This is a genomic window from Nakamurella sp. UYEF19, assembly GCF_040546275.1.
GTDB lineage: Bacteria > Actinomycetota > Actinomycetes > Mycobacteriales > Nakamurellaceae > Nakamurella.
Genome location: NZ_JBEPNO010000017.1, coordinates 21086 through 39148 on the forward strand (window position 1 = coordinate 21086; position 18063 = coordinate 39148).

The following is an 18063-nucleotide window of genomic DNA, read 5'->3' on the forward strand; positions in this document are numbered from 1 at the left end:
GATCGTGGTTGATCCAATGCTGAAGGACAAGGCCATTATCACTGCATCAACTCTGTAGGCTTCCTACATGGATCTGTCACAGCTGTCCGTGCTGCACGAGCTGGCCGAACGCGGCAGCGTGACGGCTGTCGCGGCCGCCTCCGGACGAACTCCGTCTGCGGTGTCCCAGCAGTTGAGGACTCTGCAGCGCAGCGTCGGGGTCCCGCTCGTCGAACGGATCGGTCGTGGCGTCAGGCTGACCGATGCTGGTCTCGCCTTGGCTCGCAGTGCGGCCGACATCGCGGCCGCGGTCGCCACCGCCGAGGCGATGTGGGACGCCTACCGTGGTGAACCCGTTGGTAGTGTGCGTCTTTCATTCTTCGAGTCAGCCGGTGAGTGGCTGATCGCCGGACTGCTGACCCGCCTGCGCGCATTCCCGGGGATCAAACTCGAATTGACCGACCTCGATGTTGCCCAGGATCGCTTCGCCTCGCTCACCGGCGATCACGACATCGTCATCGCCCATCGATCCGACGACATCCTGCCGCCCGACCGTTCCAGCGTGACCGTCATCGCCCTCGCACGCGAAGCCCTGGACGTGGCTCTTCCGCTGGACCACTCCATGGCCACCCGACCCGAGGTTCGCCCGACCGACGTGATCGACGAGCCGTGGATCTCCGCCCCTGAGGGTTTCCCGATCGACCGGGTACTCAACGCCCTGGCCGCGCAGGCCGGGCGTCCGGCCAACATCGTGCACCGCACGACGTATCTGCCACTCACCGAGAAACTGGTCGCGGCGGGACACGGCATCGCACTGCTGCCCCGACACACGACCAGCCAACGCGCCGCCGGTCGGTTCCGCCTCGTTCCGTTGGCCACGATGCGCGCCGGCCGTCAGATCGAGGCACTTCTGCGTCCGGACAAGGCCGCGCGCCTGGCGGTGCAACTCGTCGCCCGAGAACTCCAGGCGGAGGCAGAGGCGCTCGTGGAGCGCGGAGAGACGCCGTGATCACAGCTTTCCGGGCTCGCAAGGTTTCGTACCAAGGGCGAGATGTGGCGGGTGGGCCCACACCTCGATCTAACGGACCTCCGGATCAATCCGCCGCAGGTCGCCCGGACCGGACGTCACGATCTGGTCTGCGCCCACCAGGGCACACAGATACACGCTGACATCGACGACGTCGCGCCGGTCGACTCGAGGCCGTCATCGGTCGAGGTCCCCGGCTCGGACGTGGCATCCAGCTCCGGCTCGACCACGCCCCCGGTCCCCGGTCTGCCGGCCGGCGACCGCCGCCTTCGGGGCGATGTCCAGAGCGTGGCGATCGACGTAGTCGAGTGCATGCCGGACCGCCCCAAGGCTGACCACCGTGTCGCCGAGCTTGGACGCGAACAGCTTCGGTGGAGTCTCGGTGGTTGCGGCAAGGAGCGCGGTGACGTCGTCGATCAACGTTGCCGCCGAAGTGGCCACCGCGCCGCAGATGATCACCACCTCCGGGTTCAACAGGGAGGCCAGCGTTCCCACGATCTTGGCCAATCTCAGGGACAGGCGAGCGATGACCTCCGTGGCCACCATGTCCTCCCGGTCCGCCGCAGCGAACACCATCTCCGCTGACAATCGGACTGGGTCACCGTTGCACATACCCTGCAGCAGAGTTTCCCGGCCACTGGCGATGGCCTCGCGGGCCCAGCCAACGGCGACCTGAACGATTCCGCCCGCATGTCCGACTCCTTCGACGTGGTCGAGGTAGGCCATCTCACCGATACCGCCGCGACTCCCGTGGAGAAGTCGCCCTGACTCGGTCACGCCGGCGCCGAACCGCTCACCGGCCAGGAGGGCCACCACGTCGCCCAAACCCTGACCGTCTCCCCAGCAACGTTCCGCGAGGACCGCAAGGTTGGCGTCGTTCTCCATCTGCACGTGCCAGCCGTGTCGAGCGCCAAGTTCGCTGCGAGCGTCGATGCCGACCAGCCGCCAGAAGTCGTTGGTGTCGAGGATGTCTCCGTCGCGATCTACCGGAGCCGGCACTCCGACAGTGACGGCGAGCACCTGATGATCACCACTGTGCTGGCCGTCGGTTCGCTGGTGATTCTCGTACCCCTGTACTTCATCCTGGCCATGTCGCTGAAATCCGGTGCATCCAGCGACGCCAGCGCTGGATTCGCCCTACCGTTATCCCCGGCGTTCGGTAATTTCGGCAAGGCTTGGGAAATGGTGAACGCCCCGACCGCGTTCACGTGGAGCGTCCTGATCAGTGCCATCGCGGTCGCCGGAAATATCGTGCTGCCGGCGATGGTTGCCTGGGCGGTGGTTCGGAACTGGGAATCAAGACTCTTTCGGGGCATGTTCTACTACCTGCTCGCCGCGATGTTCATTCCATTCACGGTATTGGTTCTGCCGCAGATCAAGTTGATGGCAACGCTGCCGCCACCTTCCGAGTTTTCCCCCGGATCGTTTTCCCCTGTTGAAGCCGATGGCAGCGACGATCGGCATATTCTCGTTCCTGCCATCCTGGAACGACTACATGATGCCGTCGCTCATCATCGCAAACGTCAAGATGCAGACCCTTCCAGTCGTGCAGGCCTCGTTCAATAATTCCCTGGTCCAGGACATCAACGTCGCTTTCGCCTCTTACGCGCTGGCGATGATCCCGGCGGTCATCGGGTATCTGGTCGGCCAACGGTGGATCATTGCCGGGGTCATGCGCGGTGCCATCAAATAGGGCTTCTCCTCGTGCTGGCCTGTTCGGAGCGCCAACGCTCGAGCAACTGCTGTCATCAAGACCGGCGCTCGCCTGCGACTTACTGCTTGCCTGGTCACCAGAGGCACATCGAGCGGAAGACCAATGCGGATGCTGTCGTCCGGCTGAACAGTCAGATCGGCCGGGCAGGTGTCGCGCTTCGATCGGCACCCCGTGCTGATCGATCGAGCAGGGCATCGCTCCCCGCAGTGCATGCGGTCTGGACCAGATCGTCGGCCCGATGCCAGTCGCGGGTGAACAGATTGGCGGTTCGACGGAGCGAGGCGCCCCGATCAGTCGACGCCGGTCGCAGACTTTCGAGATCTCGGCCCGGTATCGCCGGCGCTTTCCGGGCGTGGCCGATCTATTCTCGAGGGAACGGGTAGGGATGTGAGTCGACATGAACGCAGGCGGCGCGGCGGTGGCCACCACCGAGAGGCTCATGGGTCACGCCACTGGACCGATACCGGATCGACTGCGGGGCGACCCGGATCTCCCCGCGGTGCTGGTCGGCGTCGTACCGGCGGTTCATGCTCATCCGTCCGAATCCGGCGTTGTGGGTCGTATTTCTGACGTTTTCGACCGGGTCTGCTTGATGGTCACCTTCGTGCTGTGGGTGGTGCTCCCGGTGCTCGGAATCATCGGCCTGATCGCCGGCCGCTGACGGTCGGCGGGGGGCTCGCTACTTGGGCATGGCATGCTGTAGGGCAGACGCCGATCGAGGCGTCGACCGACCGGTCGTGTCCAGGCGTTCCTCAGCAGATCAGGCGCCGGTCACCCACGCCGAAGGCGCCCCGAATTCGGACCGATCGCTTCGCGCGCCATCACGGGCATCTCTCACCGGCACCATCGCATCCACCTCAGAAAGCAGAACGTGACCTCTCAGCACCATGCATCAGACGGCTTCTCCCCGCTGTTCTCCAATGCCACCTCCGAGCATGCCTCCCGGACCCACCAGCCCAGTGACCCCACCTCCGCGCAGAAGCGGTCGGAACCCAACGGGGACCACCACCTCAAGTTCGTCGACCCGGCCGACTCGGCTTCCACCGGCGCCTGATCTGCGCCGACCGCCGGACGGGCCCAGCCACACAGGGCGGTGTCCTCGGCCGCCCGACCATCTCGGTATTCCCTGCTCTACATCTGTGGTCGTGTCCGGCGAACGCCGTTAGCCTGCGGTGATGCAGATCCGGATCGGCGAGGTGGTGTTCCACTACGTCGAGCACGGGACCGGTCTACCCGTGGTCTTACTCCACGGCGCCGGTGTCGATCACCGCGAGACCGAGGCCTGCTTCGAACCGGCCCTCCGACCTGTCGATGGAATGCGACGGATCTACCCTGACCTCCCCGGCATGGGGCGGACGAACGCTCCGGATTCCCTGAGTAGCGCCGACGATGTCGTCGACCTCCTGCTCGAATTCTCCGACCAGGTCAGCGCCGGGGCGGCACACCTCCTCATCGGTCATTCGGCGGGCGCGTACTTCGCGCAGGCCATGGCGACGCGCAGCCCAGGGCAGGTCGCCGGTCTCGCGCTCGTCTGCCCGTTGCTGGCGGAATCGCGCGACATCCCACACCACCGTGTCGTTGTTGGATCGGGTGGTCTCGGCGACGAGGACTTCCGGAGCTACTTCGTCATCCACACCCCCGACATGCTGCAACGGTATGAAACGTACGTCGCCCCCGGCGCAGCTCTCGCAGACCAGGCTGCACTGGAGCGAATCGGCGAAAGATGGTCCCTGACCGCAGATCCTGGCCCGGCCTACGCCGGCCCGACGGTGATCGTGGCGGGACGGCTGGATTCGACCGTCGGCTATGCATCCGCCATGGATCTCGTCCACCACTACCCGCACGCCTCGCTCGCGGTGGTCGACGACGCGGGACACGCCCTCCCCCACGAGCAGCCCGAACTCCTGCGTGCCCTGCTCGCCGAATGGCTTGTGCGCGTCGAGCGCTCGTCGCCCTGACCCACCGATCGTCATCACGGAGGCCTTTGATGCTTGATGTGTTCAAGTCGGTCGGATTCCTGGGATTCGATGTCTTCGGCACCGTGGTGGACTGGCGGTCAGGGGTAGCGCGGGCGGCTGAACCGTTCCTGCGCAAGCACTCTCTCGAGGTCGACCCGCTTCAGTTCGCCGACGAATGGCGCTCGCTCTACCAGCCCGCGATGCAGCGCGTCCGTTCCGGAGAACGTCCGTGGGTCAAGCTCGACGTCCTCAACCGCGAGAACCTCGAGACCGTCCTACGCCGGCACCAGGTGGACTTCGGAGCCATCACCGGCGCCGAGCTCCGCGAGCTGAACACCGCGTGGGAGAAACTCGATCCCTGGCCGGATTCGGTCGAGGCCCTACGTGTCCTCAAGGGGAGGTTCGCGATCGGCCCACTGTCGAACGGGCACATCGCGGGCATGCTCAACCTGGCCCGTTTCGGCGGGCTGCCCTGGGACGTCATCACCGGTGCGGAGATCGCCCACAACTACAAGCCGATGCCGCAGACCTATCTCGAATCGGCTGCTGCAGTGGGGCTTCCACCGCAGCGGGTCAGCATGGTCGCGGCGCACAACGACGACCTCACCGCCGCGCGCGCCGCCGGCCTGCGCACCGTCTTCATCCGCCGGCCGTCCGAGCACGGCCCGAACCAGATCACGGACCTAAACGCAACCGACAACTGGGACGTCGTCGCCGAATCCCTGATCGAAGCCGCCGAGCTGCTGGTCGGCAGATGATCTCGGCATCAGACGAATGCCGCAGAGCAACGAGGTCCAGATCACGGCAAACGGTCACACGGTGATCAACAGGTCCCTGATGAGTCCGGCCGGATCGAGGGTGAAGACATTGCGGAGGTCGACGCGGCCGCCCGGGAAGTCCCCTTCCACTCGGATCACCACCGTGACCTGCTGATCCGACCGGTCGGCGGACAGCTGCGTGGAGGTTGTGGTGAACTCGCCGGCCGGCCCGCCCAGCCAACCGGCGATCTCTGCGCGGCCGCGATAGGTCTGCCCGTCATCGGTGACCTGAGCGCCCGGAGCGAAAAGATCTACCACGGCAGCGTTGTCGTCACGATCCATGAGGTCGAAGTAGTCGACGACCACGGCGGGTAGATCTGTGCTGGTCTTCATCAGGGTGTCCTTCTGTTGGCGACGCTGGTTCAGATGGTGGAAAAGGTGCCGCCGTCGACGGTGATGTCGTCCTCGCTGATACCGCGGGATTCGGCGATGCGCCGGGCCAGACCGTTCGCTCCGGGGCTCTGGGTGCCGCCCGGCGAGACGGTGTTGACGCGGATTCCCTGTCCACCAACGTCGGGCCGAACACCTTGGCACCTGGACGCCACCGGTGACCAGCCGCCCCCCAGGCCGAACGAGCCACGGCCGCCCGGGCGAAGTCACGAACGATCAAGATCTCCAGCTCCCACGTCGCGATGTCTCGAGCCACCCGAAGCGGGTCAGCGATCTCATTCTCGTTGCTGCAGGTGCTGCTGACCGCGGGAGCTGCTCGCCTCGGTCATCCGCATCGACCGGCCGTCGAGGCCTAGCCGAGGAGGTCGAGCCGGGCGAGTTGCGCATCCGTCAAGTTGATCTCGGCTGCGGCAGCGGAGTCGGTGATGGAGGAGGCCCGTTTTGCACCGGGGATCGGGATGACCACCGGCGACTGCGCCAGCTCCCAGGCCAGGGCCACCTGCTGCGCACTCACCGACAATTCGTCGGCGACCGCCGCGAACGCGGGATGCTTGTCAGCCAGTTCCTTGGCATCTCCGAGACCACCGAGCGGGCTCCAGGGCAGGAACGCCAGGCCGAGCTCCTCGCAGACGTCGATCTCGGGCCGACTGGACCGGAAGGCGGGCGAGAACTGGTTCTGGACACTGACCAGAGCGTCACCCAGAACGCCATGAGCCAATCGGATCTGGGCCGGATCGACGTTCGACAGCCCGATCATCCGGACCTTGCCGGACGCGTGGATCTCGCGCAGGGTCCCGACGATCTCCTCGAACGGCACAGCTGGGTCCGGACGATGGTGCTGCCACAGCGTGATCTGCTCGACACCCAACCGTCGCAAGCTGTCGTCGACGGCCGAGATCAGGTGACCATGTGATCCGTCGATCCCCCAGCCGCCACCCTCGATCCGCGTGTGACCACCTTTGGTGGCGAGCACGACCTGGTCGCGGACCCCGAGCTCGTCGAGCAGACCGGCGATCAGCGACTCGTTGGCGCCCTGGGTGTCTGCGCCCAGTTCTTCGCCGGGTCCGTAGGCGTCTGCCGTATCGAAGAACGTGACGCCGGCGTCGAGAGCAGCCCGCACCGTCCCGACGAGTTGCTCGCGGGGTTGCGTTCCGGTCTGGTCGAAGGTCATCAATCCGAGGCCGATCGCGCCCACCTGCAGGCGTCCGACGGTGTCATTGCCGATCTCACGTGTTCTCACCACGATGCGTTACCCATCACGACGACCCACGAATCAGGCCCCGGCGATCCTGGACAGCTCAGATCGACCTGCAGCATTCATGAGGCCGGCCGCGGTCAGCATGCACACCAGGACTTTGGTACCAGGGTAAGCAAGAATGAATACCCCGGTCCAAACTTCTCAAACGTGCAAATTTTCGAAGCCTGCCGTCGGCTTCGCCGGGGCGCAGCAGGTCGGGCAACGACGGCACAAACGGGTGACCTGACCTCCCGTTAGTAACGCAAAGTGTGCCCCTACGGCGTCCTGGGCCCGGGCCCTCGTTAGTCGGCGTAAGTGATCGGGGGAGGCCTCGAAGTTCTTTAGGCCAAACGGTGCGGAGTCGCCGAAGGGCGGCTATGGTTCGGGGGTCAATTCGGGCAGTACAGGGAGGGTGCATTATGCAGAGCAGCAAATTGTCCCGGGGGATGGGAGTGGCGACAGCCGTTGTGTTGATGGCGGCCGCGGGAATGGTGGGGGCCAACACGGCGTCAGCCGATCCGGCTTCACCCTCGATCACACCGACCGCCGTGGGCGCCGCACCGTCAGTCCCGTCGACTGCGAAGACGGTGGGCGTTCTACCGGCAACGACCAGCATTGATGCCACCGTCACGCTGAAGCCGGCGGATGCCGGCGCGCTCGAGAGTTATGCGACAGGGGTGTCCACTCCCGGCAACGCGCTCTACCGTCACTACCTGAGCGCCGCAGAGTTCGCCGAGAAGTTCGGAGCACCGTCGTCGACCATCGCTGCGATACGTTCCGCACTGCTGGCGGACGGATTGAATCCCGACGAGGTCAGCGCCAATCATCTGTCCATCCAGATCCACGGAGCGACAAGCACTTTCGCTTCCGCGTTCGGTACTTCGTTCAAGCAGTACCGGCTCGCCACCGGCCGGGTGGCCTACGCCAACACCAGTGCTCCAAAGCTGGCGGCGTCGGTCGCGTCGGGCGTGCAGGGCATCATCGGTCTGGACAACCTGGTGCTCGACCATCCGCAGATGTTGAACAAGGTCAAGAGGTCTGCGTCCGCGCCGATGGCGCCCTCCCCGCACGTGGTGACCGGCGGACCGCAGCCCTGCGCGGCGGCAGTGACCGCAGGCCCGCTCAACGCCGCCTACACGGCTGATCAGCTCGCCGTCGCCTACCAGCTGCCCGGCCTGTACGCGTCGGGTTCGTTCGGCGCCGGCCAGGTCATCGCCATGTACGAACTCGAGCCGAACCTGGTCAGCGACATCGCCGCTTACCAAAGCTGTTACGGCACCGCAGCGCCCATCAGCTACGTCACCGTCGGGGCCGGCTCGGGCACCGGAGCCGGCGTCGGTGAGGCCTCCCTCGACATCGAGAATGCCATCAGCGTCGCGCCGAAGGCATCCCAGCTCGTCTACCAGGGCCGCAACGGTGGTAGTGGCCCGTACGACACCTACAACGCCATCATCAGTCAGAACCGTGCGACGATCATCTCCACCTCGTGGGGCGGGTGCGAGGCGGACCGCGATGCGGCCTACCTCGGCGCGGAGAACACCCTTTTCCAGGAAGCGGCCATCCAGGGTCAATCGCTGTTCGACGCGGCCGGTGACCTCGGATCCCAGGACTGCGGAGACAACCGGCTGTCGGCCGACGACCCCGGTGGGCAGCCGTTCGTCACGGTTGTCGGCGGCACGAAGTTGACCAACCCCACCGCGACCACCCCCACCGAGATCATCTGGAACGAGCGGGCGAAGTCCGAGGGAGCCGGCGGAGCCGGTATCTCGAAGTTCTTCAAGATGCCGGCCTACCAGAGCGGCGCTGCCGCAGCGCTTCATGTCATCAACGCCAATTCCAAGGGCACCACCTGTGCCGCCCCGGCCGGTAGCTACTGCCGTCAGGAACCGGATGTGTCCCTGGTCGCCGATCCGGAGACCGGATACCTGGTGTACCAGAACGGTTCCTGGGCCGGAGCCGGCGGTACGAGTGGTGGCGCACCATGGTGGGCAGCCTTCACTGCGCTGACCAACTCGTCGCCGACCTGCGCCGGCATCAACGTCGGATTCGTCAACCCGACGTTGTATTCGGTCGCCGGAGCGGCCTACTCGGCGAACTTCACGGACATCACTTCGGGTAACACCGACTACACCGGCACCGCAGGTGGGCTCTACCCGACGGCGGTCGGCTACGACATCGCGTCCGGTCTGGGTACGCCCAAGGGCACGAGGCTCGCCTCCTCGATCTGTGGCGGCGCTGCATCGGTTCCCAGCCCGGTGACCGGTGCCTACCAGGCACTCTCGCCCGCTCGCATCCTCAACACGAAGATCGGACTCGGCGGCCAGACGATCCCGGCCAACTCGTCCATCACGCTGGCTGTGGCCGGTCGGGGCGGAGTCGCGCCGGTGTCCGGACTCCTGGGTCAGCCAGGAACCGGACCGAGCGCCGTCGCGATCAACTTCACCGCGACCAACTCGGTGGCCGACGGGTACCTGACGGTCTACCCGACCGGGTCAGCCAAACCGGTCACCTCGAACCTCAACTTCACCGCCGGCCATGACGTCGCGAACACGACGATCGCAAAACTCGGCACCGGCGGCGATGTCACGATCTTCAACGGCGGAACCCGTTCGGTCGACGTGATCGCCGACGTCGCCGGCTACTACGTCGTGGGGGCCAACCCGGTCGCGCCGCTGACGCCCGGGGCCTACCAGCCCCTGGCCAATCAGGCGCGGCTCCTCGACACCCGGACCCTGGGCGCTGCCGGCAAACTCACCGGGCAACAGGCCCGGGTGGTCAAGGTCGCCAACGTCGCCGGCGTGCCGGCCAACGCCGCCTCGGTGGTGCTGACGGTGACCTCCACCAACGCCACCGGGAACGGACACCTCCGGGTGTTCCCGAACGGCAGCGCCATCCCCTTCGCGTCGAACGTGAACTTCAGCAAGGGCAGGACGGTCGGCAACGAGGTCATCGTCGCACCTGGCGCGAACGGCAACGTCACGATCTACGACGGTGGTCCCTCGGGCACCACCGACCTCCTGGTCGACGTGGTCGGCTACATCGCAGGAGGCACGGTCCCGGCCTCGACCCCCGGGCTGCAGAAGACAGTAGCTCCGAAGCGAATCTTCGACACCCGTAGCAAGACCGGAACCACCACCGCGGGCAAGCTCGCCGCCGGCGGTATCAGGGTGATCAAGATCGTGGGTGTCGCCGGAGTCCCCAGTACGGCACGCGCCGCCATCATCACGGTGACTGCCACCAACGAGAGCAAGACCGGATTCGCCACCGTGTACCCCGGCCGCAATCGGCCGGCGGCGTCGATCCTGAACTTCCTGGTGAATACCGATGTCGCCAATGTGATGATCACGCCGATCGGAACCAACGGGACGATCATGGTCTACAACGGGTCGGCCGGTCCGACGGACCTGGTCGTCGACATCTCCGGGTACATCACCGGACCCAGCGTGGGGTAGTCGCAGCCGGCAACATCCACGACCGTGCCCCGGTCCTGTGGTCTGGTTCCAGACCTCAGGACCGGGGCACACTGGTGCCCGGACCTCGATACCCCGCCGCCAGGCAGCCCGCGGCGGCCGACCGGTGTGCAACCTCGGCGGCGGCTACTGGCATGAATGTCATCGCGAAGTTCCTGTCCCAGATTGAGACGGCCGGATGGCCCGGTGTGGCCGCACCATGACGGGCTCCAGCGATTCCGACTCGACCACACCCCTAGGCAGGCACATTCCTACCCGGGCCAACACCACTCAGCCAATGGAGGCTCCGATGAAGGCACTCGTCTATCACGGTCCGGGCAAGAAGTCCTGGGAGGACGTTCCGGACCCGACGATCCAGCAGCCCACCGACGTCATCGTGCGGGTCGACACCACCACCATCTGTGGCACAGATCTGCACATCTTGGCGGGCGACGTCGAGGCGGTCACCGAGGGTCGCATTCTCGGCCACGAGGCGGTAGGTACTGTCAGCGAGATTGGTTCTGCGGTGAGCGGTTTCGCCGTTGGAGACCGAGTGTTGGTGCCGGCTGTCACCAAGTGCGGACGGTGTGAATACTGTCAGCGAGGCATGCCGTCGCACTGCCAGACCGTCGGCGGCATCGGCTGGATCTTCGGCCACCTGATCGACGGCACCCAGGCGGAATACGTCCGGGTCCCCTATGCCGACACCTCTTTGTATGCGGTTCCGGAGAGCGTCACGAACGAGCAGGCCATCTTCCTCGCGGATTCGCTGCCAACCGGCTACGAGGTCGGCGTGCTCGCCGGCGGCGTGAAGCCGGGCGACACGGTCGCCGTGGTCGGCGCCGGCGCGGTCGGACTGGCCGCGATCCTGACCACCGGTCTGTTCGGTGCCTCGAAGGTGATCGCCATCGACTCCAACAAGTTCCGTCTGGAGAAGGCTTTCGAGATGGGCGCGACCGACACGGTCGAGGTCGGGCCGAATGTCGTCGCCGAGGTCCGGGCGATGACGGATGGTCTCGGCGTCGACGTCGCCATCGAAGCGGTCGGCTATCCCGAGACCCTGCTGACTGCAGCAGCTCTCGTACGACCGGGCGGTACCATCGCCAACATCGGCGTCCATGGTGCGCCGGTGTCGCTTCCGATGCAGGAGATGTGGATCCAGAACATCACGCTGACCATGGGCCTGGTGGACACGGTGTCGATTCCGACCCTGCTGAAGATGGTGGCCAGTGGACGGATCCAGTCGGAGAGGATGGGCACCCACACCTTCACCTTCGACCAGATCGACGAGGCCTACGACGTCTTCAAGAACGCGGCCGCGAACTCGGCCCTGAAGGTGATCATCACGCCGTGAAGGACGGAGATCGGAGGTCCATCGCCGGCGATGACGCCGATTCGCTGCGAAGGTCCGTAGGGTGCTGGGCATGTCCGATGGATCGACTGGATCGACGACCCCACCCAGCACCGACAATCGACGCGTACAGCGACATTCAGCGGTCCTCGTCATTGCATTGGTCGTGGTGCTCATCGCCGGCGTCGTCACGGCGCTGCTGAGCAGGGTCGGCGGCGCGCCGACAATCTCGTCGCCACCGGTGCAGTCGATTGCTGTTCCCAGTTCGAGCGAGGTCGCCAACGCCCTCCGGGCCGAACTCGTCGGCAGCTACTGGTCGATTGCCACCGTGGCCGAAGGTTCTGTCTCCGCGTCACTTTCTGTGGGCTCGACTGACTACCTGGATGTCCGGTTCGAGGAGGACGGTACCGCGCAGGTGACCTACGCCTGCAGCTCCTCGACCGTGCCGTGGCAGACGTCGAATCAGGCGTTCACGCTCGACGCCGTCAGCTTGAAAGGGAAAGCCTGCCCGCGCACCGGCGGTGCGCCGAGTGCGGCCACTCCCCATTTGGCAGCGGCGGTCAAGAACATGTCCGCCGGGCAGACCGCAGGCCACCTGGACGGTAGAAGCCTGGTCCTCCGGGCCGGCGGCTCGGTCCTGGTGTTCGCCCGCGACGGCACACTCCCGCTGTCGGCCGACAAACCGGTGGGCGACCCCGTAGAGCGTGCGGCGGCGCTCTGGCAACATTTTCCGGTAGATTCCCGCCCCCGACCGGTGGTGCTCGCATCTCCGGCCGTCAACCGACCGACCAACCACCTGCCCCGCGGCCGGGACGAGAACGCCTTCGTGGCCGGTCGTGTCACCCTTTCCGTTGGCGTCCCCAGCACACCCGTGGGCATGGACGGCTACCCGGTCCTCAGCGCCCGGGACGCAGTCGCCCAACTGGCGGATCCCTCGGAGAGCTCGTCGAAGGATTCGTTCGTGCACATCACAGGCCTCCAATTGATCAGGCACCCGTTCGGGACAGACCGGGGCCAGATCTCCCTACCCACCTGGAAACTCGTCCTGGCAGAGACGGCCGAGCCGGTCTACGTCCTCGCCGTCGCTGCCTCCGGGAGATTTCCCGCCACCATGACGGATGACCCTTCGATCGGCGGCACCGCCTACGTCACCGCGGATGCCAGGTCACTCTCCCTACCTTTCGAGCCCACGCATGTGTCGACCGGAGGCTGCGACCCGAACTACACCTCCATCTTCGCATCCAGGGAAACCCCGACGGCGGTCGTCCTCGCCGTCACGTTCCACTTCGGGCCGACGGCCGCCGGTTGCGGGGACGACTTCTACGCGGCGTTCAGCGGATCCGGGCCGGACCAGCCCGGCGTCAAGACCCTGCATCTGGCCGTACCACTGGGCAACAGGGTCGTCGTGGATCAGTCGGGGAACCCGTACTTCCTCTCCACCTGGTGAACTATCGACCTCGCTCCTGCCGCGGTACCTGAGGTCAGGTCGGGGCAACCTCCGGGACGGCGCGGCCCAGGAAGTCGCGCATGGTCTGCTGGAACAGCTCGGCCTCCTCGAACTGTGGTGAGTGGCCGGACTTCTCGAAAACCACCAGTTCGGCATTCGGGATCAGCGCCGCGATCGTCTCCGACGACGACACCGGCGTCACCCAGTCAGCGCGGCCGACGGTCACCAGGGTGGGGCAGGTGACGGATCCGAGCAGTGGTTTCAGGTCGTAATCCGGCACGTTGTGCTGGAAGCACCAGTTGTGAGCCTCGTGACGGTAGATGCCGGCATCGACCCGGGCGGCTGAGGCCACCGGGTCGTACTCGAAGTCGTACAGCGGAATCATCTCGGCCCACCGGGCCTTGAGATCGGCGTCGTCGTAGATGTTGCCACTCCAGTAGCGGTCGAAATGCTCCCAGTTCAGCTGCACCCGGGTCTGGGTGCGGGCGTTGTCCATGGCGATGTCCAGGTTGCTGCGGTCGGCGGAGGTGTCCCGCAGGATCATCGCCCGAACCCGGTCCGGGTAGCGGAGCGCATACTCCATCGCGATGAAACCGCCGTAGGAACCACCGGCCACCACGACCTTCTCGACACCGGCCCATTCGCGTAGCGCATCGACATCGGCGGCCCACTGTTCGTGAGAATAGGGCGGAACCGCCTCGCTCAGACCACATCCGCGAGAATCGAAGACGATGACGCGGAATAGATCCGACAAGGGCCCGAAGGTGGATTTCGGTTCAGCCAGCGATCCGATTCCGCCCCCGCCGTGGTGGGCGATCAGGACCGGCGCATCGCCGTCACCGAGCACCTCGACGTTCAGGCGGGCACCGTTGATGTCCACGAACACTTCTCACTCCTTCTCTCGTGCGACGGTCTCGACCCAGTCGAGCACGATCTGCTCCAACACATCCAGGGGAACGGCAGCGTTGCCCAGCACCGCTCCGTGGAACGCCCGGATGTCGAAATCCGAGCCGAGCCGTTCCTGGGCGACCCGGCGTAGGCGCAAGATCTCCCTCCGCCCGATCATGTAGGCCAGAGCCTGCCCCGGCCAGGAGATGTAACGATCGATCTCGTTGCGGACATTCGCCGCGGTGGTCGCGGTGTTGTCCCACATGAACTGCACCGCTTGCGCTCTGGACCACCCGAAGTGGTGCATCCCGGTGTCCACGACCAGACGGCAGGCCCGCAGGGCATCGAACGACAGCATGCCGAGGCGGGACAGATCCGAGGTGTACAGCCCCATCTCGTCTGCCAGTCGCTCGCAGTACAGGCCCCAACCCTCGATGTACCCGCACACCTCGGCGTCCAGGAACCGCCGGAAGTCGGGCAGGTCAGTGAGCGTCTGCGCCGAAGCGATCTGCAGGTGATGCCCGGGCGTGCTCTCGTGGAACGCCAGTGCCTCGTACTCGTAGGCAAAACGTTCCTGCGGCTCGGCCGTCAGCACGCAGTGCGCGCCGGGCCGCGAGCCGTCGCCCGCCGGCGGTCGGTAGTACGCCAACGCGGCGTTACCCGCCTCGATCGGGTTGATCTCCTCGATGATGCAGTCGGCGATGTCGAACGGCGGAAACCACTGTGCACGAACGGCTTCGGCTCGCGCGAGCGCATCGGCGACCGTCGTCACGATCTGGGACCGATCGGTGAACCGCAGCGACGGATCGTTGCGCAGCCGCTCGAAGATCTCCGGGAGTACGTCGGTGCCCAGCACTTCCGCACCGAGTGCCTGCCACTCCTGACGAAGTTCGGCGAGGCAGTCCAGCCCGATCTGGTGGATCTGCTCGGCCGTCAGGTCGGTGGTCGTGTGCCGGCGGATCGCCGCGCGGTAGCCCTCCTCGCCACCGGGCACGAACCGGATGCCCACCCGGTCGTCCGGACGGGCCACCGGCAGCAGTTCGTTCTCCAGAGCTGCGAGCAGTCGGCGCAGCGCGGGCCGGACCGATTCCGCGAGAATGGTGCTCGCCCGTTCCCGGAACGGCTCGAACGTTGTCCCGCCGGTCAGGAGCGGACCCAGCAGCGTGTCCTTCTCGCCCGGTAGGGCCAGGTGGCCCTTGATCTGATCAATTGCCTGGCCGACCCCGACGCGGGTCGGTAGTCGGCGTTCGGCGGCCGCGAGGCGGTAGCGCTCCACCACCGCATCCAGGAAGGCGGGAAGGCCCCGCAACCGCGTCACGTAGTTCTCGGCAGCATTCGCGTCACCGACGGATGCGGTCGGGATCGACATGAACATCATCGCCTGCGGTGACGAGTAGGCGTCCGCCGAGGCGCACTCCCAGAGGCTGTGCTCCAGATCCGACCGGGCCCCCCAGGCGAGTCTGGTCAAGACCGCGGCATTGATGCGGTCGGGTTCGTTCAGATCCCCGATATCAATTGCTGCCAAGCGCCTTTCGATCTCGGCGATCTTGGCGATGGTCGCCGCTGAGCCCTCACGACTGGGGTCGGGGACCAGGTGGTCGAACCCGGCGACCCCGAGCTGGGTTGCGTTGAACGGGTCGCCGGTGTGCTGGACCTGGAAGAATTCCGCACTCAGCCGGGCCAGTTCTGCGTTCGATTCGCCGTTCATGCTGTGATCCCTTCACCGATCCCGCGGCGCCTGGCCACGATGGCCATCACCCGTTCCATCTCGTTGCCGACGATCATCAGACCCTCGTCCACCCCCATGCCCGGTTTGGCGAGCACCTGCCCGGCTCCGCAGGCCATCGCGACGTGCGCGGTGATCTGGGCGGACCGGTCGGTCTCGGTGCAGGTGCCGCCGCAATAGGCGACCAACCCGTTTCGCCTCACCAGCATCAGTGCCTCCACCGTCTGGTCGATGCCGCCCAGGTCGGGCATCTTGACGTGGATGACGTCGGCAGCGCGACATTCGACGAACAATTCGATGTCGGCCAGTGTGTTGCACCATTCGTCGACTGCGATCCGCACGGTCGACCCGAGCCGCTGCAATTCGGCCTTCAGCGCGACGTAGGTCGAGATCTGCGCCTCCCGCCCGCCGGCGTCCATCGGATGCTCGATGGTCAGTTGGAAGGGTGCCGCCAGTCGGCCGAGACCCGAAAGATACTGTGCCACCGCTGGAATGCTTCCTCCGAAGGCGGCACCGATGGTGCCGTAGGTGTCGAAGTGCAGCTGCGGGAAGTAGTCCGCTGACGGCCTCAGTTCTCCGATGCGGCCGACCAGCCAGGTCAGGTACTCCTCGAGGAGTTCACCCTTGACGCCGAGTTTGGTCTCGACATTGTTGATGAGCCCGTGCGGCAGCACGTCGACCTGCTTGAGAATCATCTTCTCGGCGTTCAGAAAGCGCTCGTCGCCGGTCTGGGCGAAGATCGGAATCGGGGCCAACTCGACACCGGTCCGATATTCCCGGCAGAGGACCTCGGCCATCGTGACCCGATCACGGTGGGAGACGGCGTCGAGCAGCGCCTGGCTGACGCCGTAGCGAATGGCCGTGTGCAGCGCAGCACCACTCGACATCCGGTACTGCTGCAGCTGTCCCGCCATCTCGCGGAACGAGCTCAGCTCCGCGCCCATCAACAGGGGGCCGAGATGCCGGTGGACGTCCTGGGCCGCACTGGCAGCGCTGAAGACGGGATCACGTCCGCCGGCGCCGCTGTACTGCGAGACGGCGCAGTCCCCGTGCGCGATCGAGCCGTCGTCGAGGATCAGCAGCACCGACAGAGCCTCACCGGCCTGACGGATCGCGGTGAAGCCCGGCGTCACCGGATCGCCGCCATACCCGAACCCGTCGCTGGGGGCACCCGCCCGGATGGCGGCCTGGTCGTCGACGAAGAACCCGGCCCGCACCGGCACGGTCAGCAGATCAACGATCCTCACTGCGAACCGTTCACTCCGCGATGTCGCGGGTGAGCACCACAGTGTTGATGAAGGTCTTGAACAGGCGGATCGGGTCGTCGTCGGTGATGGCCACCGTGGTGTTGGCGTGGCGGGTGACACCGCTGATCCAGGTGGCCATCTCCGCGAGATCCGGGTTGCGGTAGGTGATCTCCAACGTGGCCGGCAACGTGATGGCCGGCGGCTGGGCGTTACCGAGCGATGCGATGGCGGCCTCGGCCTTGGCGCGGATGAGATCGCGTGCGGCGGCGGGATGCATGCTGTCGGCGGCGAAACGCGACACCGCCGTCTTCACGATCGCCTGATGGACGCCCGGGCTGACGTTCGCGGCTTCCTGGGCCGTGATGTCGTCCCCGGTGATCAGCACGATCGGCACACCGTGACCCAGCGCGACCAGGGCATTGATCCCCGACTCGCCGACCACCACGCCGTTCAGCTTCACCTCGGCGATGGCCCGCGGGTTGTAGGTGTGCGACAACGGGGCCGGACTCGACATCGACCCGTGGTAGGACACGAAGAAGATCGCGTCGAACGATTCGTCCAGCCCCTGCATCATGTACATCGGCTTGTGCCGGCCGGACAGGTAACGGGCGCTGCCGGCCAACGTGTCCGGCCGCAGGTTCTGCATCTTGGAGTGGGAGTCGTTGACGAGGAACTCGTCGGCACCGGCCGCCTGGGCGCCCTCGATCGCGGCATTCACCTCGCCCTGCAGCAGCGTCCGGTAGTACTCGTACTCCGGTTCGCCGAGCAGGCACTGGTTCCAGTCGACAACCCCAGCGGTGCCTTCCATGTCGGACGAGATGAAGATCTTCAT

18 protein-coding genes are annotated in these 18063 nt (G+C 65.9%); 10 read left to right on the forward strand and 8 right to left on the reverse strand.

The window, feature by feature from the left end; translation table 11 throughout:
- Positions 1 to 67: 67 nt before the first annotated feature.
- Positions 68 to 988 (forward strand): LysR family transcriptional regulator, encoded by a 921-nt coding sequence (locus ABIB25_RS20055; protein WP_354530290.1) that lies wholly within the window; start codon positions 68 to 70, stop codon positions 986 to 988.
- A 195-nt stretch (positions 989 to 1183) separates the two neighbouring features.
- Here ABIB25_RS20055 and ABIB25_RS20060 read toward each other — a convergent pair whose 3' ends face one another.
- Positions 1184 to 2026: an ROK family protein gene (locus ABIB25_RS20060; RefSeq protein WP_354530291.1), complete on the reverse strand. Its 843-nt coding sequence runs from the start codon at positions 2024 to 2026 to the stop codon at positions 1184 to 1186.
- A gap of 3 nt (positions 2027 to 2029) precedes the next feature.
- Between ABIB25_RS20060 and ABIB25_RS20065 the strand changes: the two genes are divergently transcribed.
- The 6 genes from ABIB25_RS20065 to ABIB25_RS20090 all read left to right on the forward strand — a co-directional run bounded on the left by ABIB25_RS20065 (position 2030) and on the right by ABIB25_RS20090 (position 5436).
- Complete coding sequence (locus ABIB25_RS20065; RefSeq protein ID WP_354530292.1) at positions 2030 to 2572, forward strand: ABC transporter permease family protein; 543 nt, start codon at positions 2030 to 2032, stop codon at positions 2570 to 2572.
- Positions 2553 to 2699: a hypothetical protein gene (locus ABIB25_RS20070; protein ID WP_354530293.1), complete on the forward strand. Its 147-nt coding sequence runs from the start codon at positions 2553 to 2555 to the stop codon at positions 2697 to 2699. The genes ABIB25_RS20065 and ABIB25_RS20070 overlap by 20 nt, the downstream gene beginning before the upstream one ends.
- 418 nt (positions 2700 to 3117) lie before the next feature.
- A complete protein-coding gene (locus ABIB25_RS20075) occupies positions 3118 to 3381 on the forward strand; it encodes a hypothetical protein (RefSeq protein ID WP_354530294.1) in 264 nt (87 codons plus the stop codon).
- Between the two features lie 210 nt (positions 3382 to 3591).
- Entirely contained in the window at positions 3592 to 3774 is a 183-nt protein-coding gene (locus ABIB25_RS20080) for a hypothetical protein (protein ID WP_354530295.1), read from the forward strand.
- A 121-nt stretch (positions 3775 to 3895) separates the two neighbouring features.
- Positions 3896 to 4678, forward strand: a complete 783-nt coding sequence (locus ABIB25_RS20085) for an alpha/beta fold hydrolase (RefSeq protein WP_354530296.1) — start codon at positions 3896 to 3898, stop codon at positions 4676 to 4678.
- 29 nt (positions 4679 to 4707) lie between these two features.
- Positions 4708 to 5436: a haloacid dehalogenase type II gene (locus tag ABIB25_RS20090; RefSeq protein ID WP_354530297.1), complete on the forward strand. Its 729-nt coding sequence runs from the start codon at positions 4708 to 4710 to the stop codon at positions 5434 to 5436.
- A 54-nt stretch (positions 5437 to 5490) separates the two neighbouring features.
- On the opposite strand, the gene ABIB25_RS20095 is transcribed toward ABIB25_RS20090, so the two are convergent.
- From ABIB25_RS20095 to ABIB25_RS20105, 3 genes are all read right to left on the reverse strand, one after another.
- Positions 5491 to 5829 carry a nuclear transport factor 2 family protein gene (locus ABIB25_RS20095; RefSeq protein WP_354530298.1) on the reverse strand — a complete coding sequence of 113 codons (339 nt, stop codon included), beginning with the start codon at positions 5827 to 5829 and terminating at the stop codon, positions 5491 to 5493.
- A gap of 29 nt (positions 5830 to 5858) precedes the next feature.
- Entirely contained in the window at positions 5859 to 6041 is a 183-nt protein-coding gene (locus ABIB25_RS20100) for a hypothetical protein (protein WP_354530299.1), read from the reverse strand.
- Positions 6042 to 6238: 197 nt separating this feature from the next.
- Positions 6239 to 7126, reverse strand: coding sequence for an aldo/keto reductase (locus ABIB25_RS20105; protein ID WP_354530300.1), 888 nt, complete (start codon positions 7124 to 7126; stop codon positions 6239 to 6241).
- A 416-nt stretch (positions 7127 to 7542) separates the two neighbouring features.
- Between ABIB25_RS20105 and ABIB25_RS20110 the strand changes: the two genes are divergently transcribed.
- The 3 genes from ABIB25_RS20110 (at position 7543) to ABIB25_RS20120 (ending at position 13370) form a co-directional block, all read left to right on the forward strand.
- Positions 7543 to 10575, forward strand: coding sequence for a protease pro-enzyme activation domain-containing protein (locus ABIB25_RS20110; RefSeq protein ID WP_354530301.1), 3033 nt, complete (start codon positions 7543 to 7545; stop codon positions 10573 to 10575).
- Positions 10576 to 10882: 307 nt separating this feature from the next.
- Entirely contained in the window at positions 10883 to 11926 is a 1044-nt protein-coding gene (locus ABIB25_RS20115) for an alcohol dehydrogenase catalytic domain-containing protein (RefSeq protein WP_354530302.1), read from the forward strand.
- Between the two features lie 70 nt (positions 11927 to 11996).
- Positions 11997 to 13370, forward strand: coding sequence for an META domain-containing protein (locus ABIB25_RS20120; RefSeq protein WP_354530303.1), 1374 nt, complete (start codon positions 11997 to 11999; stop codon positions 13368 to 13370).
- Between the two features lie 34 nt (positions 13371 to 13404).
- On the opposite strand, the gene ABIB25_RS20125 is transcribed toward ABIB25_RS20120, so the two are convergent.
- Genes ABIB25_RS20125 through ABIB25_RS20140 form a run of 4 tightly spaced genes read right to left on the reverse strand, consistent with a single transcriptional unit; the run spans position 13405 to position 18063 of the window.
- A complete protein-coding gene (locus ABIB25_RS20125; protein ID WP_354530304.1) occupies positions 13405 to 14256 on the reverse strand; it encodes an alpha/beta fold hydrolase in 852 nt (283 codons plus the stop codon).
- A gap of 3 nt (positions 14257 to 14259) precedes the next feature.
- Complete coding sequence (locus ABIB25_RS20130; RefSeq protein WP_354530305.1) at positions 14260 to 15966, reverse strand: DUF885 domain-containing protein; 1707 nt, start codon at positions 15964 to 15966, stop codon at positions 14260 to 14262.
- The gene (locus ABIB25_RS20135; RefSeq protein WP_354530306.1) at positions 15963 to 17231 is read right to left on the reverse strand and encodes a methylaspartate ammonia-lyase; all 1269 of its coding nucleotides are present in this window, start codon (positions 17229 to 17231) and stop codon (positions 15963 to 15965) included. Before ABIB25_RS20135 ends, ABIB25_RS20130 begins: the two co-directional genes overlap by 4 nt.
- A gap of 10 nt (positions 17232 to 17241) precedes the next feature.
- Positions 17242 to 18063, reverse strand: a complete 822-nt coding sequence (locus tag ABIB25_RS20140; RefSeq protein WP_354530307.1) for a M55 family metallopeptidase — start codon at positions 18061 to 18063, stop codon at positions 17242 to 17244.

Coding starts and splice junctions, on each gene's coding strand:
- ABIB25_RS20055 (WP_354530290.1), top strand. CDS start 68: ATGGATCTGTCACAGCTGTCCGTGCTGCACGAGCTGGCCGAACGCGGC.
- ABIB25_RS20065 (WP_354530292.1), top strand. CDS start 2,030: ATGATCACCACTGTGCTGGCCGTCGGTTCGCTGGTGATTCTCGTACCC.
- ABIB25_RS20075 (WP_354530294.1), top strand. CDS start 3,118: ATGAACGCAGGCGGCGCGGCGGTGGCCACCACCGAGAGGCTCATGGGT.
- ABIB25_RS20085 (WP_354530296.1), top strand. CDS start 3,896: ATGCAGATCCGGATCGGCGAGGTGGTGTTCCACTACGTCGAGCACGGG.
- ABIB25_RS20090 (WP_354530297.1), top strand. CDS start 4,708: ATGCTTGATGTGTTCAAGTCGGTCGGATTCCTGGGATTCGATGTCTTC.
- ABIB25_RS20095 (WP_354530298.1), bottom strand. CDS start 5,829: ATGAAGACCAGCACAGATCTACCCGCCGTGGTCGTCGACTACTTCGAC.
- ABIB25_RS20110 (WP_354530301.1), top strand. CDS start 7,543: ATGCAGAGCAGCAAATTGTCCCGGGGGATGGGAGTGGCGACAGCCGTT.
- ABIB25_RS20115 (WP_354530302.1), top strand. CDS start 10,883: ATGAAGGCACTCGTCTATCACGGTCCGGGCAAGAAGTCCTGGGAGGAC.
- ABIB25_RS20120 (WP_354530303.1), top strand. CDS start 11,997: ATGTCCGATGGATCGACTGGATCGACGACCCCACCCAGCACCGACAAT.
- ABIB25_RS20130 (WP_354530305.1), bottom strand. CDS start 15,966: ATGAACGGCGAATCGAACGCAGAACTGGCCCGGCTGAGTGCGGAATTC.
- ABIB25_RS20140 (WP_354530307.1), bottom strand. CDS start 18,063: ATGAAGATCTTCATCTCGTCCGACATGGAAGGCACCGCTGGGGTTGTC.